The 14,038-nt window shown below is 74.9% G+C and carries 12 protein-coding genes, 1 pseudogene and 1 riboswitch; of the genes and pseudogenes, 6 read left to right on the forward strand and 7 right to left on the reverse strand.

From position 1 onward, the window contains the following. Positions 1-48 precede the first annotated feature (48 nt). A pseudogene (locus tag ACTMS9_RS19940) lies at positions 49-735 on the forward strand (ATP-dependent DNA helicase); the annotation flags it as partial. Between the two features lie 202 nt (positions 736-937). Here ACTMS9_RS19940 and ACTMS9_RS19945 read toward each other — a convergent pair. Next, positions 938-2,236, reverse strand: a complete 1,299-nt coding sequence (locus ACTMS9_RS19945) for an AI-2E family transporter (protein WP_441142096.1) — start codon at positions 2,234-2,236, stop codon at positions 938-940. 159 nt (positions 2,237-2,395) lie between these two features. Between ACTMS9_RS19945 and ACTMS9_RS19950 the strand changes: the two genes are divergently transcribed. After that, positions 2,396-2,743 carry a GroES family chaperonin gene (locus tag ACTMS9_RS19950; protein ID WP_238449163.1) on the forward strand — a complete coding sequence of 116 codons (348 nt, stop codon included), beginning with the start codon at positions 2,396-2,398 and terminating at the stop codon, positions 2,741-2,743. An 11-nt stretch (positions 2,744-2,754) separates the two neighbouring features. Here ACTMS9_RS19950 and ACTMS9_RS19955 read toward each other — a convergent pair whose 3' ends face one another. Beyond that, positions 2,755-4,182 (reverse strand): RNA-guided endonuclease InsQ/TnpB family protein, encoded by a 1,428-nt coding sequence (locus ACTMS9_RS19955; protein WP_441165675.1) that lies wholly within the window; start codon positions 4,180-4,182, stop codon positions 2,755-2,757. Between the two features lie 194 nt (positions 4,183-4,376). On the opposite strand from ACTMS9_RS19955, the gene ACTMS9_RS19960 reads away from it, so the two are divergent. After that, on the forward strand, positions 4,377-4,544 hold the full coding sequence (locus ACTMS9_RS19960; protein ID WP_357612023.1) for a hypothetical protein: 168 nt from the start codon (positions 4,377-4,379) through the stop codon (positions 4,542-4,544). 41 nt (positions 4,545-4,585) lie between these two features. Here the strand turns inward: ACTMS9_RS19960 and ACTMS9_RS19965 are convergent, their stop codons facing one another. Beyond that, positions 4,586-6,070 carry a PrsW family intramembrane metalloprotease gene (locus ACTMS9_RS19965; protein ID WP_441165676.1) on the reverse strand — a complete coding sequence of 495 codons (1,485 nt, stop codon included), beginning with the start codon at positions 6,068-6,070 and terminating at the stop codon, positions 4,586-4,588. Positions 6,071-6,093: 23 nt separating this feature from the next. Next, positions 6,094-6,215: riboswitch (SAM riboswitch) on the forward strand. Positions 6,216-6,263: 48 nt separating this feature from the next. Here ACTMS9_RS19965 and ACTMS9_RS19970 point away from each other — a divergent pair. Beyond that, positions 6,264-7,535: an aminotransferase class V-fold PLP-dependent enzyme gene (locus ACTMS9_RS19970; RefSeq protein WP_441142093.1), complete on the forward strand. Its 1,272-nt coding sequence runs from the start codon at positions 6,264-6,266 to the stop codon at positions 7,533-7,535. A gap of 55 nt (positions 7,536-7,590) precedes the next feature. Here ACTMS9_RS19970 and ACTMS9_RS19975 read toward each other — a convergent pair whose 3' ends face one another. Then, the gene (locus tag ACTMS9_RS19975) at positions 7,591-8,850 is read right to left on the reverse strand and encodes an FUSC family protein (RefSeq protein ID WP_441142602.1); all 1,260 of its coding nucleotides are present in this window, start codon (positions 8,848-8,850) and stop codon (positions 7,591-7,593) included. Between the two features lie 65 nt (positions 8,851-8,915). Here ACTMS9_RS19975 and ACTMS9_RS19980 point away from each other — a divergent pair, with 65 nt between their 5' ends. Next, positions 8,916-9,551 carry an HD domain-containing protein gene (locus tag ACTMS9_RS19980; RefSeq protein WP_441142092.1) on the forward strand — a complete coding sequence of 212 codons (636 nt, stop codon included), beginning with the start codon at positions 8,916-8,918 and terminating at the stop codon, positions 9,549-9,551. A gap of 257 nt (positions 9,552-9,808) precedes the next feature. Here the strand turns inward: ACTMS9_RS19980 and ACTMS9_RS19985 are convergent, their stop codons facing one another. Then, positions 9,809-10,081 carry a DUF4031 domain-containing protein gene (locus tag ACTMS9_RS19985; RefSeq protein WP_154941551.1) on the reverse strand — a complete coding sequence of 91 codons (273 nt, stop codon included), beginning with the start codon at positions 10,079-10,081 and terminating at the stop codon, positions 9,809-9,811. A gap of 35 nt (positions 10,082-10,116) precedes the next feature. On the opposite strand from ACTMS9_RS19985, the gene ACTMS9_RS19990 reads away from it, so the two are divergent. After that, positions 10,117-11,517, forward strand: a complete 1,401-nt coding sequence (locus ACTMS9_RS19990) for an FAD-binding oxidoreductase (RefSeq protein ID WP_441165677.1) — start codon at positions 10,117-10,119, stop codon at positions 11,515-11,517. A gap of 31 nt (positions 11,518-11,548) precedes the next feature. Here the strand turns inward: ACTMS9_RS19990 and ACTMS9_RS19995 are convergent, their stop codons facing one another. Both ACTMS9_RS19995 and ACTMS9_RS20000 read right to left on the reverse strand, forming a co-directional pair. Then, entirely contained in the window at positions 11,549-12,061 is a 513-nt protein-coding gene (locus ACTMS9_RS19995; RefSeq protein ID WP_441165678.1) for a hypothetical protein, read from the reverse strand. 76 nt (positions 12,062-12,137) lie between these two features. After that, positions 12,138-13,970, reverse strand: coding sequence for a glycerol-3-phosphate dehydrogenase/oxidase (locus tag ACTMS9_RS20000; RefSeq protein ID WP_441142089.1), 1,833 nt, complete (start codon positions 13,968-13,970; stop codon positions 12,138-12,140). Positions 13,971-14,038: the final 68 nt, after the last annotated feature.

Here is a 14,038-nt window from a genome sequence, read left to right on the forward strand (position 1 = left end):
GGCGGGGTGGCGGTCGCCGCGGGCAGCCGGGCCGCGACCGGCACCGTGCCCGCCACCGAGGGCCCGGGCTGGCGGTCGTTGGACGTCGGCTCCCCGTTCGACTACGCCCGGCAGGGCATCCTCTACGTGGCCGCGCACCTGCCCCGCCCGAGCGTGTCGGGGCTGCCCGAGGCGGCGGGCGAGGAGCTGCTGGGGCTGGTCGGCGCGCTCGGTGGCCGTACCCTCGGGCTCTTCTCGTCGCGGCGGGCGGCGCAGCAGGCCGCGGAGCTGCTGCGCGCGCGGACCGACCTGCCGGTGCTGCTCCAGGGCGAGGAGGCGCTGCCGCTGCTGGTCCGCCGGTTCCGGGAGGAGCGGTCGAGCTGCCTGTTCGGGGTGATGTCGCTCTGGCAGGGGGTGGACGTCCCCGGCGACGCGTGCCAGCTCGTGGTGATCGACCGGCTGCCCTTCCCGCGCCCGGACGAGCCGCTGGCCGCCGCCCGGGCGGCGGCGGTGGACGCCGGTGGCGGCTCGGGTTTCGCGGCGGTCAGCGTGCCGATCGCGGCCGTCCGGCTGGCCCAGGGGGTGGGCCGGCTGATCCGGGCCACCGGCGACCGGGGTGTGGTCGCGGTGCTGGACTCGCGGCTGGAGACGGCGCGCGGCTACGGGCCGTTCCTGCGCCGCTCGCTCCCCCCGTTCTGGTACACCACCCGCCCCGACGTCGCCCGCGGCGCCCTCGAACGCCTCGCCAAGGCCTGACCTCCCTCCCCCTCCCGCCCCCAAGCGCTTCTGCGGCTAGGTCGCCACACGCCGCAAACGGCCGCATCGCCAGGCGCGGAAGCCGCGACACGCCGCAAACGGCGGTGCGGGCGGCGAGGAGGCGCGGCACGGCCCGCGCGGCCCGCGACGCGAGGGGCCCGCCCCCGGGAAGGGGGCGGGCCCGTTTTGCGGATCTGCGCGGTCAGGGCGCGTGGGAGGCGACCACCACCGCGTCCGGCGGGGTGTCCGGGACGGTACGCGCGGCCAGCCGGCGGACCGCGGTGTTGAGCACCGCGATCAGCGGCACCGCCACCAGCGCGCCGGTGATGCCGGCCAGCACCACGCCGGCCGCGATCCCGATGATCACCGCGAGCGGGTGGATGGCCACCGCCCGGCCCATGATCAGCGGCTGGAGGACGTGGCCCTCGACCTGCTGCACCCCGATCACCGCACCCAGAATGATCAACGCGGTCACCGGGCCGCTGTCGACCAGCGCCACCAGCACCGCCACGACACCGGAGAGCGCGGCGCCGACGATCGGGATGAACGCGCCCAGGAAGACCAGCGCGGCCAGCGGGAACGCGAACGGCACGTCGAAGATGACGAGGAAGATGCCGATGCCGACCGCGTCGATGAAGGCGACCAGCACCGTGGCCCGCACGTACGCGCCGAGCGTGGCCCAGGAGGCCCGGCCGGCGTCGTCGACCTTCCAGCGGGCGGCCACCGGCAGCAGCCGGACCAGGAACCGCCAGATGTTGTTGCCGTCACGCAGGAAGAAGAAGGTGGCGAAGAGCACCAGGACGGTGCCGGTCAGCACCTCGGCCAGGGTGCTCGCGGTGGCGAGGGCGCCGCTGGTGAACTTCTCGGTGTTGCCGTTCACCCAGGCCTGCGCCTCGTCGATGTAGCGCTCCAACTGGCCGTCGGAGAGGTGCAGCGGGCCGGTCTTGAGCCAGTTCTGGATCTGCCGTACGCCCTGCGACGACTTCTCGCTCAGCTCCGGCACGCCCTGGATGAACTCGTTCACCACCAGGGTCAGCGTGCCGACCACCGCCGCCAGGCCGCCGACCAGCACCACGGCCGTCGCCAGCGACCGGGGGAAGCGCGCCCTGAGCAGCCAGCCGACGGCCGGCGCGAGCAGCGCCGAGAGCAGCAGCGCCACCGCCAGCGGGATGATCACGATGCTGATCGTGCCGACGATCTTCAGCACCGCCCAGGTGACCACGCCGATCACGATCAGCCGCCACGACCAGGCGGCGGCGATCCGCAGCGCGTGCGGCACGTCCGCGTCGTCGCGGCTGCTGGTCGAGGTGTGCATCGCGGCGGGCGGCTCCGCGCCGACCACGGTCGCCGACCTCGGCGCGGCCGGCCCCGGGGACGCCGGCGAGGCGATCCGGGCCTCCTCGGGCACGTCGGCGGGGGTGGAACGACCGGAGCGCACCGACTCCCGCCCGGACTCGTACGCGCGGCGGAGCCGACCGCGTACCCGCTCGAAGCGGCTCAAGCGCACCTCCTCAGGATGGAACCGGGCCGCCCAGGACGACGGTCCGGACAGGGTACGTCCGACAGCGACACCGTAGGGCAGTTCCGCCACACATTGCCCCCGCCCAGCACCGCTCAACCGCGGCGACGATCGCCCCCGGGCACGCGGTAGCGTCTTCGCGTGACCGCCGATCAGAACCTCGACTCCGGCCTGCCGATCCGTCTGCTGCACGACCGGGTGCTGGTGCGGGTGGAGGGCAGCGAGGGTGAGCGCCGCTCCACCGCCGGCATCGTGATCCCGGCCACCGCCGCCGTGGGCAAGCGGCTGGCCTGGGCGACCGCGGTGGGGGTGGGGCCCAACGTCCGCGCGATCGTCTCCGGTGACCGGGTGCTCTTCGACCCCGACGAACGCTCCGAGGTCGAGCTGCACGGCCGGGGGTACGTCCTGCTGCGCGAGCGCGACGTGCACGCCGTCGCCGCCGAGCGGGTGGAGACCGAGTCCACCGGCAACACCGGCCTCTACCTCTAGTGCGGTGTCCACTAACGTTCACCGGGTTCCGGTTCGGCGTTGTGGATCCTCGCTATGGGGGCGAGCGACTCCCCACCGGGTGGTGGGGCGGGCCTCCGCGGGCCAACTCGATCCTCACGCCGCCGGTGGTGCACGGGGCGGCGGGGATCACGTCGGGATCGGCCAGCACCGGGGAGGTGGCGGCCGGCTCGACGGTGCGTGACCACCTGCGGGAGCACGGGAACAGCTGCGCTGGTGGTGGGTCCGCCGCCCGGGGTGCGGGTGGCGATGCTGGCAGCCGCGACCAGGTCGCGGTGCCCGGAGAATGCGCAGTGCGGGCAGGACAACGTGCGTCCACGGGGTTTGGGGACCCGCTTTCGGCAGGCGGGGCAGGTGGAGGAGGTCCCGCGTTCGTCGACCAGGTGGACGGTGATGCCGGCCAGGATTGCCTTGTCGATGAGGATCTGGATCAGCCGGCCGATCTGCCACTGCCGCAGCCGCAGGTTGTGCCGCCGCCCAGCAGGCAGGTCGAGCACGCTGCGGGGGTCACCGATGTGCAGGACACCCACCCGCTGCCGGGCAGCCCAGGAGACGACCGTGCGGGCGGCTTCATGCTGGGCCTGGCGAACCCGCCGCCGATGCCGACCCTCCACCGCCCGGGCCCGGCGGCGGTACTGCCGCCACCGCCGTGACCCCCGCTCACCCGGCTTCGGCGCCCGCCCGGCGACAGCCCGGCGGCGGGCCTTCGTGTCGGCCAGGTGCATGCGATGCTCGGCGCGGATCGCCCGCCCGGACACCAGCAGCCCATGGCCGTCGGGACCAGCCATCGCATAGGGGTGGATGATCCCCAGATCCACGCCCGCCACCCTGCCGGGATCCGGTTCCTCACCGGGCGGGTAGACCGTCACCGGGACCTCGGCGGTCACGTCCAGGAACAGCCGGCCGGCCTCACACAGCAGGGTGATCGACCGGATCTGCTCGGCCGGATACGGCAGGTCCCGTCCCAGACGCACCCACAACGGGGCGGTGCCTCTCGCGGTGGGGATCCGCACCCGGCGCCCGGCGAGGGTGAACGTGCCGTGATACCAGCGCACCGGCATCAACCCACGCCGCCGACGCGGGAACCGCGCCGACACATCATCGTCCTTGCGGCGCTTCGCCGCCGCGAACCACGCATCCGAAAACCGGTGCAACACCGACCGGGCACCCGTGGAGTCCAACTCGGCGAACGTACCCGGCCCCGACGCCGCCAACTCCCGACACAACTCCTGGTAGCCGACCAACGGCTCGTCGCCACAGCGGCGGCGCCAGGCGTTGACCTCCAACACACACGCCCACACGTCGCCAGCCGACCGCAGCAACCCGAAACACCGTCGCCGCTGCCCCGACGTCACCCGCAACCCGACACGCGCCGTCCGGTGCACGACACGCGGCGCGGCAGGATCACGACGACGAGGCACAAACCGAAGCCAACACCACCCCTACGACATTTCTCACCGGCGACCAACCCGGCGAACGTTAGTAGGACACCGCACTAGCCGATCACCTGTCGACGGCACCGGCGTGCCGTTGTTTCACCTCGACCACCGGCCGCGCCGTTTGGGCGTCCTGTCGAGGGGAAGCCAGGCCCCAATCAGGGCCCTGGGGAGGGACGATGCCGGAATTGGTGAGGAAGCTTTTGTTCTGGGGCTTCATCGCGTTCCTGATCTTCTTCATGGCGTTTCGGCCGGACGGGGCGGCGCAGATGTTCAAGGGAATCGGCGCGGGCCTGATGGCGATCTTCCAGGGCCTCGGTGACTTCATGACCAGCCTGATGACCTGACCACCGTGCGCCGGCTCCGCACCGGCGGCGCCTGGCGCGGGTCAGGGCTGCCTGGGCCCCCAGGGCACGGCCGGGGGCGGGCCGTACCAGCCGGGTGGGGGGTGGGCGGCCGGGAGCGGCGGCGGGGCCAGCACCACCGGGATCGGCACCACCGGGGAGTCCGGGGCGTCCACCGCCCGCTGCGAGCCGTCCGGGAAGCGCAGGTGGTAGCGCTGCCCGTCCCAGACCCCGACCGGCGCCTGCGGGTCACGCCCGACGAAGAACGCCCGGTACGCCGCGATCGCCTCCAGCAGTTCCCGCTCCTCCCGCACGGTGCGCTCCCGGTCGGCCGCCTTGCGGTCCAGCCCCCGGCGCATCCCGTCGCGCAGCAGTGCCAGCCGGGTGGCCGCGAACTGGTAGCCGCGCATCGCCCGCAGTCCGGCGTCGCCGCCGACCCGGCGGGCCCAGAGCCGGGCGGCGTGCCGCCGGCCGAGGCTGCCCAGGGCCGCCACCTCGGGCGGGCTGAGCCAGCCGGCCCGGACGTAGTCCGGCAGCGTCCGCTCGGTGAGCCGCCCCTCCCAGGCCCGCAGCCAGACCGCGAAGCCGACCATGCCGAAGAAGATCGGCACCATCAGCGCGACCATGCCGTACATGAAGATCACCAACTCGCCGGTGGCCTGCACCAGCGTCGGGATCAGGTTCCAGGTGCCGTGCAGCATCATCGCCAGCAGCAGGCCGGCGGCCGGCGCGAGGAACCGCACCCGGCGGTCCGCCGTCCGGGCGGCGATGCCCAGCCCGACCCCGGTCATCGAGGTGAACAGCGGGTGGGCGAAGCCGAAGAGCAGGATCCGGGTGATGAAGATGGCGAACACCTGCCGGAAGCCGGTGGCCGGGCCCCACTGGTCGGCGCCCGTCGCGTAGCCGTAGCCGCCCAGGTAGAGGATGTTCTCCACCATGGCGAAGCCGACCGCCGAGAGCCCGCAGTAGACCAGGCCGTCGGTGATGCCGGACCACTCCCGCCGCCGGAAGACCAGCAGCAGGATCGGGCCGAGCGCCTTGGTCAGCTCCTCGATGAACGGCGCCACCAGCACGCCGGTGAGCGCCTGCGGCAACCCCCAGTCCTTGAACAGCCCGGCCGCGGTCTCGTTGACCGTCAGCGAGGCGGCGGTGGAGACGAACGCGCCCCAGGCGAAGCAGAAGATCAGGTACTTCAGCGGCTCCGGCTCGTACCGGTCGAGCCAGAGGAAACAGGCGACCAGCACCGGCACCGGCAGGATCGCCGCCACCAGGCCGATGAGCAGTGCCTCCAGCCCGAGGTTGGAGCCGAGCACGAAGAGCATGTAGACCGCGCAGGCCGCGATCAGCAGCACCACCCCGGCCAGCGCCAGGACCCGTCGCCAGCCGAGCCGGCGCAGCGGCATCCGGGGCAGGGCTCCACCCGACGGCGGCGGGAGGGCGGGCGCGAGCGGCGGCGGCGCGGGCGAGCCGGGCGGGGTGTCGGCCATGCGGTCAGCGTAGTCATCTCCGGTCCACTGGTCCGGGCGCATCGGTGGTGGTTATGCTGCGGTCAGGTCACGAGCGCCAGCGTCAAGCCCCGGCTTGCTGGCCGGCAACCCTCGTCGAGGTTCGCGGTGGGGTGCCCCGGGTGATGACCGGGCCCGGCCCGATCCGTGTGCTGGGCAAGCGCGGACCCCGTCCCGTGTGCCCACACGCGGGGTCCCTGGACCCCGGAGGCCCACCATGACCCTCACCCTCGTACCGCCCGCCGCCCCGGCCACCGTCACGCCGGCGTCGACCGGGCCGGATCCGCTCGGCGTGCTCGGCGTACCCGGGCAGGTGAACCTGGACCACGCCGCCAGCGCACCCTGCGCACGGGCCGCGGCCGACGCGGTGGCCGAGCTTCTGCCCTGGTACGCCAGTGTGCACCGCGGCGCCGGGGCGCTGTCGCGGCGCTGCACCCTGGCCTACGAGCGGGCCCGGCAGACGGTCGGCGACTTCTTCGGCGCCCGGCCCGACGACCACGTGGTGTTCACCCGCAACACCACCGACGCGCTCAACCTGCTGGCCAGGGCGCTGCCCCCGGGCACCACGGTGGTCACCTTCGCCGGGGAGCACCACGCCAACCTGCTGCCCTGGCCGCGCGGCTCGGTCCGCCTGCCGGTGCCGGAGAGTCCCGCCGGGGCGGTCCGGGCGCTGGACGCCGCGCTGGCCGAGCTGCGCCGGGGCGCCACGTCCGGGCTGCCGGTGCTGGTCGCGGTGTCCGGGGCGAGCAACGTGACCGGCGAACGCTGGCCGGTGGCCGAGCTGGCCCGGGTGGCCCGCCGGCACGCCGCCCGGATCGTGGTGGACGCCGCCCAGCTCGCCCCGCACGCGCCGGTGGACGTCGCCGCGCTGGACGTGGACTACCTGGCCGTCTCCGGGCACAAGCTGTACGCCCCGTTCGGCGCAGGGATCCTGCTCGGCCGAGCGGACTGGCTGGACGCCGCCCCGCCGTACCTGGCCGGGGGCGGCGCCACCAGCCACGTCGGCGCGGCCACCCACGAGGTGCGCTGGACGACCGGCCCGGCCCGGCACGAGGGCGGTACGCCCAACCTGCTCGGCGCGGTCGCCCTGGCCGCCGTCTGCGCGGCGCTCGCCGGGGCGGACCGGGCGGCGCTGCACGCCCACGAGCAGCGGCTGGTGGACCGCCTGCGCGACGGGCTCGCCGCGCTGCCGGACGCCGTCGAGCTGCGCACCTTCTCCCCCGAAGCGCCCCGGGTGGGCATCGTGTCGTTCGTGCTGGCCGGCCGGGACTCCGCCGAGGTGGCCGCGTACCTGGCCGGGGAGCACGACATCGGGGTACGCGACGGCCTGTTCTGCGCGCACCCGCTGGCCCGGCGGCTGCTCGCCGAGGCGGCGGCGCGCGCCGGGCGGGACGACCTGCCGCCGACCGCGCTGCGGGCCAGCCTCGGGCTGGGCAGCACCGTGGCGGACGTGGACCGGCTGCTGGCCGCGCTGGCCGCCCTGGGTTGAGCGCGGGCGCGGGCGCTGACCCGCGGCGCTCGGGCGGGACCGGTGCGGGCGGGGTTCAGCCGATCGGCGGGGCGGTGGGGGGCTTCGGGGTGCCCTGCCGCTCCGCCGGCTCGCCGGCGGGCTTCTCCTGGTCGCCGAAGGACCTCCGGACCAGCCGGTTCGCCTCCTCCTGGTCGAGGCCGGAGGCGACCAGGAGGTCGCTGGCGGTGGTACGCACCTGGGCGACCACCACGCTGCCGGAGAAGCCGACGCCCTCCGCGTAGGCCCGGCCGGCCTCGCTGACCGCGCGCAACGAGCGTTCCCGGGCCTTCTCCGGTTCCTCACCGACGGCGAACTCGTGCCGGAGCAGGCGCACCACCTCGGCGAGGTGGGCCACCGCGTCCGGCAGGGGCTCCGGCACCGGCTCCTCGTCCTCGATCATCGTGACGGCGCGCCGGATCAGGGTGCCGCTGTTGCGCATGGCCCGGTCGATCGGATCGGCGGCCTCCGCGTAGTGGGTCAGCTCGCTGCGCCGGTGCCACCGGGCTGGCGAGAGGGTGCTGGTCTCCTTCGCGCCCTCAATGGCCTCGGTGAAATTGGCCAGTTCCTCCTTGTTCTCGCGGAGCCGTTCCAGGGCCCGCTGGGCACTGCCGCGGTCCCGGTTGCGCAGCGCCTCGGCGGTGATGTCGAGCTGGGCGGCGAGCAGGTCCAGCGCCGGCCGGGCGGCCCGGTTGATCACCCGTAGCGGGTTCAGCGGCAGCAGGATCGCCGTCACCAGCAGCGCGATGCCGCCGCCGATGAACGCGTCGATGAAGCGGGGTATCTCCAGGTCCTGGGTGGAGGGGCTGAGCGTGACGATCAGCACCGCGGTCGCCGCGGCCTGGATGACGATGGCGACGCTGGCGCCGAAGAAGATGGTCAGCAGGATGGCCGACGTCACCACTATGCCGAGCTGCCATCCCCCGGTACCGAGGAAGTAGATCAGGACGTCGCCGAGGAACACCCCGACCGCGACCCCGATGATCAGCTCCACCGTGCGGCGCAGCCGCTGGCCGACCGAGGCGGCCAGGGTGCCGACCGCCGAGATCGGCGCGAAGACCGGCTGCGGGTTGTTCAGGAACTCGTGGGAGACGACCCAGGCCAGCGCCGCGGCGAGCCCGGCCTGGACGGCGAGGCCCAGGGCCATCCGGACCCGGTGCAACCGGTCGTGCAGGGTGGCGCGGCTGCGGTGCCGCAGCTCCTCCACCGCGTCGGCGATGCGCATCGAGTCGACGTCGGACTCACCGTCGCGCCGGCCGAGCCGACGCCACAGCGGTAGTCGTCGGTCCCGGGCCACGGCCATGGCCGGGACTACCCGTACCGGCGCGGTTCATCCCCGCCCGCTCGGGCAGACTCGGCGAGGTGACGGAGCTGATCGACCGCTGGCGGACGGCCGCGCGGGACGCCGGCGCCCCGGACGGGCCGGCGCTGGTCCGGGCCGGGGAGGAGTTGCTGGCCCGGTGGCGGGAGCCGCAGCGGCGCTACCACACCGTGCGGCACCTGACCGCCGTGCTCGACGTGGTCGACGGGTACGCGGAGCTGGCCGACCGGCCGGACCTGGTCCGGCTGGCCGCCTGGTGCCACGACGCGGTCTACGACCCCCGCGCGGCCGGCGAGGCCAACGAGCGGGACAGCGCGGCGCTCGCCGGCACGCTGCTGACCCCGCTGGGGCTGCCGGCCGCCGCGGTGGCCGAGGTGCGCCGGCTGGTGCTGCTCACCGCCGGGCACGCCACCACCGCCGACGACCGGGACGGCGCCCTGCTCTGCGACGCCGACCTGGCGATCCTCGCCGCGCCCCGGCAGGAGTACGACGCGTACGCCGCCGCGATCCGCGCGGAGTACGCGCACGTGCCGGAGCCCGACTTCCGGGCCGGCCGGGCCCGCGTGCTGACCGCCCTGCTCGCGCTCCCCGCCCTCTACCGGCTCCCCCCGCTCGCGGCCCGCTGGACCGACCCGGCCCGCGCCAACCTCACCCGCGAACTCGCCACCCTCACCTGACCTCCCCGGCCCGGCCGGGCGGGCGCCCGGCGGCATGATCCGCTCCCCGTTTGCGGCGTGTCGCGGTCTCCGCGCGGCGTAACACCGCAACACGCCGCAAACCGCGACCGCCACCCCGACCCGCGCGCCCCGACCATCCCGTCCCGACCGCGTCGGCCCAGATGATCGGCTCACGGTTTGCGGCGTGTCGCGGTCTCCGCGCGGCCGGACACCGCGACACGCCGCAAACCGCAGCGGCCCCGGGCAGGGCGACGGGGTCAGCGGGCGGGGCGGGTCAGGTGTTTGGGGCGGCGCAGGCCCGCGTCGCGGAGCAGGCGGACCAGCTCCCGGCTCGGGACCACCCGGGCCCCGAGCCAGACGGCCATGGCGAAGCGCTCGGCGGGGATGTCGTAGTGGTCGCGGTCGAAGCCGCGCCGGGGTGCGCCCAGCGCCTCGGCGAAGGCGTGCAGCTCCGCGAGGGAGACGTCGCTGATCAGGTGGGACCAGAGCCGTCCCCGCGACGGCCAGGCGGGCCGGTCCAGGTACAGCATGGCGGCCAATCTAGCCGCCGGTTAGCCTCTCCCGCATGGCCGGATCCCCCCTCCTCGACGACCTGCGTGCGGCGCTCGGCGACGACGCCGTCCTCACCGACCCCGATCTGCTCCGGATGCACCAGCGCGACGAGGCGGACCTGTGCCCGGCCGGTACGCCGCTGGTGGTGACCCGCCCGCGCGACACCGGGCAGGTGGCCGCGGTGGTCCGGGCCGCCGCCCGGCACGGCGTACCGGTGGTGCCGCAGGGTGCCCGGACCGGCCTGGCCGGCGCCGCGAACGCGATCGACGGCGCGGTGGTGCTCAGCACGGTGGCGATGGACGCCATCCTGGAGATCGACCCGGTGAGCCGGATCGCCGTGGTGCAGCCCGGCGTGGTCAACGCGCGGCTGGCGGCGGCGGTGGCCGAGCACGGCCTCTACTACCCGCCGGACCCGGGCTCCTGGGAGTCCTCCACCATCGGCGGCAACGTCTCCACCAACGCCGGCGGCATGTGCTGCGTCAAGTACGGGGTGACCACCGAGTACGTGCTCGGCCTGGAGGTGGTGCTCGCCTCCGGCGAGGTGCTGCGCACCGGCCGGCGCACCGCCAAGGGGGTCGCCGGCTACGACCTGACCCGGCTCTTCGTCGGCTCGGAGGGCACCCTCGGGGTGCTCACCGAGATCACCGTGTCGCTGCGCCCGGCGCCGGAGGAGTCGCTGACCATGGTGGCGGTCTTCGGATCGACCGCCGAGGCGGGCACCGCGGTGGCGCAGATCGCCGCCCGAGGGCTCACCCCCAGCCTGCTGGAGCTGCTCGACCGGACCCACCTGCGGGCGATCGAGGCGTACCGGCCGATGGGGTTGCGGACCGACGCGCAGGCGCTGCTGCTGGCCGCCTCGGACACCGGCGCGCGGGCGGCGGAGGACCTGGCCCGGCTGGCCGAGGTCTGCGAGGCCGCCGGCGCCGAGGAGGTGTACGCGGCCACCGACGCGGTCGAGGCGGCGGCGCTGCTCCAGGCCCGCCGGCTGGCCCACCCGGCGATGGAGAAGTTCGCCGCGGACGCCTTCCCCGACGGCAACGGCGGTCTGGTGATCGACGACGTGGCGGTGCCACGCGGCTCGCTCGCGGCGTTGCTCGACGGGGTGGCGCGGATCGCCGAGGAGTGCGACGTGCCGATCGGCGTCGTCGGGCACGCCGGGGACGGCAACATGCACCCGAACATCGTGGTGGACCGGGCGGACCCGGCCAGCCTGGAGCGGGGCCGGCGCGCCTTCGACGAGATCATGCGGCTGGGCCTGGACCTCGGCGGCACCTGCACCGGCGAGCACGGCGTCGGGCTGCTCAAGCGGGACTGGCTGGCCCGGGAGATCGGTCCGGTCGGGGTGCGGGTGCACCAGGCGATCAAGGCGGCGCTCGACCCGGCCGGGCTGCTCAACCCGGGCAAGGTGCTCTGAGGCGCGGGCCCGGCCGCTGTCCGGGCGCGGGTCAGGCGGTGGGCTCGGCGGGGGTGGCCTGGGTGAGCAGCAGCAGGATCTCGTTGGCCACCGGCGGCCGATCCTCGCCCGGGCAGTCCTGCGAGGTGATCAGGCCGGCCGAGGTGAGCAGGCTGGAGGTCAGCGCGTCGATGCAGCTGACCCGGTAGCGGCGGGCCTCGTCGGTCTCCTGCCGCAGGCGCGGGTCGGCGAGCAGGTCGTGCAGCCGCTTCACCTGCTCGGGGTCGAGGCTGCCCGTCGAGGTCACCCCGTCGCCGGCGCAGTCGTCGCACTCCCAGTGGCCGTCCGGCTCGACGTTGAGCGACCGGAGCGGACCGTCCTGACCGAGCTTCTGCACCAGGCTGACCCGGTTGGCCGCTCCGGCACCGGTGGAGGCCGTCGCCGCCGCGGCCTTGTCCGGTGTGGATTCCGTGCCCCGGTCGAACACCGAGCAGGCGGTGAGGGCGATCGTCAGGACGGCACCGGCGCAGACCATGAGCATGCGTGACCACTGGTTGGGAACCACGCGCCGGAACTTACCCCACCGTAGGTAGCGACCGGTACCCGCCGACCGGACGGGCATCGATGGGTGTAACGGTCGGTCAGCGGGACGAGGTGGGCAGCCCGGCGCTGTCCCCGTCGACGCCCCGGTCGGCGGCGAATCCCCGCACGTCCGGCGCGCCGAGCCGGGCCGCGTCGGCGGTGGCGTCGTCCGGCATCAGCTGGGACTCCCGCTCCGCCTCGACCCGGGCCCGGTAGTGGGTGATCTCGCGCTCGCGGGTGGCCGCGTCCCAGCCGAGCACCGCGCCCATCAGCTCCGCGGTGTGCCCGGCCGACTCCAGGCCGCGGTGGGTGGTCTCGAAGGAGATCCGGGTACGCCGGGTCAGCACGTCCTCCAGGTGCAGCGCCCCCTCGGCGCGAGCCGCGTACGTCACCTCGGCGGCCAGGTACTCCGGCGCGCCGGCCAGCGGCGAGGCGAGCAGCGGGTCGGCGTCGACCAGGGCCAGCAGCTCCCGGGTCAGCGTGCCGTACCGCTCCAGCAGGTGCTCGACGACGCCGACCGGCACCCCGTGCCGGCGGGCCAGGTCGGCCCGGTCCCGCCACATGGCCTGGTAGCCGTCGGCGCCGAGCAGCGGCAGGTCGGCGGTGCGCGAGGGACGACCGCCGCCGAGCCGGCGGACCGCCCGGTCCACCACGTCGGAGGCCATCACCCGGTACGTCGTGTACTTGCCGCCGGCGACCAGGAGCAGCCCCAGCATCGGCTCGAAGACGGCGTGCTCGCGGGAGAGCTTGGAGGTGGAGTCCGCCTCACCGGCGAGCAGCGGGCGCAGCCCGGCGTAGACGCCCTCGATGTCCGCCGTGGACAGCGGCCGGTCGAGCACGGTGTTGACCTGGTCGAGCAGGTACTGGATGTCGCGGGCGGAGGCGGACGGGTGGGACCGGTCCAACCGCCAGTCGGTGTCGGTGGTGCCGATGATCCAGTGCCCGCCCCAGGGGATGACGAAGAGCACACTGGTGGCCGTCCGCAGGATCAGCCCGGTCTCGCCGGTGATCGCCGAGCGGGGGACGACCAGGTGCACGCCCTTGGAGGCCCGCACCCGGATGCCGGGGCGCAGTCCGACGTCGTTGAGCATCCGCGACATGTCGTCGCTCCACACGCCGGTGGCCCCGATGACGGTGCGCGCCCGTACCTCGAACTCGGCTTCCGGCGAACCGGCGGGCGCCTCCAGGTCGCGGACCCGGACCCCGGTCACCTCGCGGGCCTGCCGGATCAGCCCGACCGCGCGGGCGCTGCTCACCACGGTCGCGCCGAGGCTGGCCGCGGTGCGGGCCAGGGTCACCACCAGCCGGGCGTCGTCGACCTGGCCGTCGTAGTAGCGGATGGCGCCGGCCAGCGAGTCGGCCCGCAGGCTGGGGAAGATCCGGCGGGCGCCCTCGCGGGTCAGGTGCCGGTGCAGCGGCATCCCCCGCCCACCGCCGAAGACCCCGGCGAAGGCGTCGTACGCGGCCACGCCGGCGCCGTAGTAGGAGCGGCGGAACGCCCGGGCCGGCAGGTCCCGCAGGCCACGGCCGGCGGGCAGCGGCACCAGGAACGGCACCGGCCGGACCAGGTGCGGAGCGAGCCGGGTGGCGAGCAGGCCGCGCTCGGTGAGCGCCTCGTGGACCAGGTGGAACTCCAACTGCTCCAGGTAGCGCAGGCCGCCGTGGATCAACTTGCTGGACCGGCTGGAGGTGCCGGCGGCGTAGTCGCGGGCCTCCACCAGGGCCACCTTGAGCCCCCGGGAGGCGGCGTCCAGCGCGGCGCCCGCCCCGGTCACCCCACCACCGATGACCAGCACGTCGAACCGTTCGGACCGGAGGCGGCGCAGGTCCGCGGCGCGGCGCTCCGGGGAGAGCTGGCCGGCGGCGGATCGGGTCACGTTGGGGTCGCGCACGGGTCCACCGTAACCGCCCAGGGCCCCGGGCAGCAGGTCCTGTCCCCCGCCAGGGGCAGGGAGAGGCA

This window comes from Micromonospora sp. L31 (genome assembly GCF_052068075.1).
Lineage (GTDB): Bacteria > Actinomycetota > Actinomycetes > Mycobacteriales > Micromonosporaceae > Micromonospora > Micromonospora purpureochromogenes.

Excerpts from the sequence above, each read along its gene's own strand:
- ACTMS9_RS19960 (WP_357612023.1), top strand. The coding sequence starts at position 4,377 with ATGCCGGAATTGGTGAGGAAGCTTTTGTTCTGGGGCTTCATCGCGTTC.
- ACTMS9_RS19990 (WP_441165677.1), top strand. The coding sequence starts at position 10,117 with ATGGCCGGATCCCCCCTCCTCGACGACCTGCGTGCGGCGCTCGGCGAC.
- ACTMS9_RS19985 (WP_154941551.1), bottom strand. The coding sequence starts at position 10,081 with ATGCTGTACCTGGACCGGCCCGCCTGGCCGTCGCGGGGACGGCTCTGG.
- ACTMS9_RS19965 (WP_441165676.1), bottom strand. The coding sequence starts at position 6,070 with ATGCGCCCGGACCAGTGGACCGGAGATGACTACGCTGACCGCATGGCC.
- ACTMS9_RS19970 (WP_441142093.1), top strand. The coding sequence starts at position 6,264 with ATGACCCTCACCCTCGTACCGCCCGCCGCCCCGGCCACCGTCACGCCG.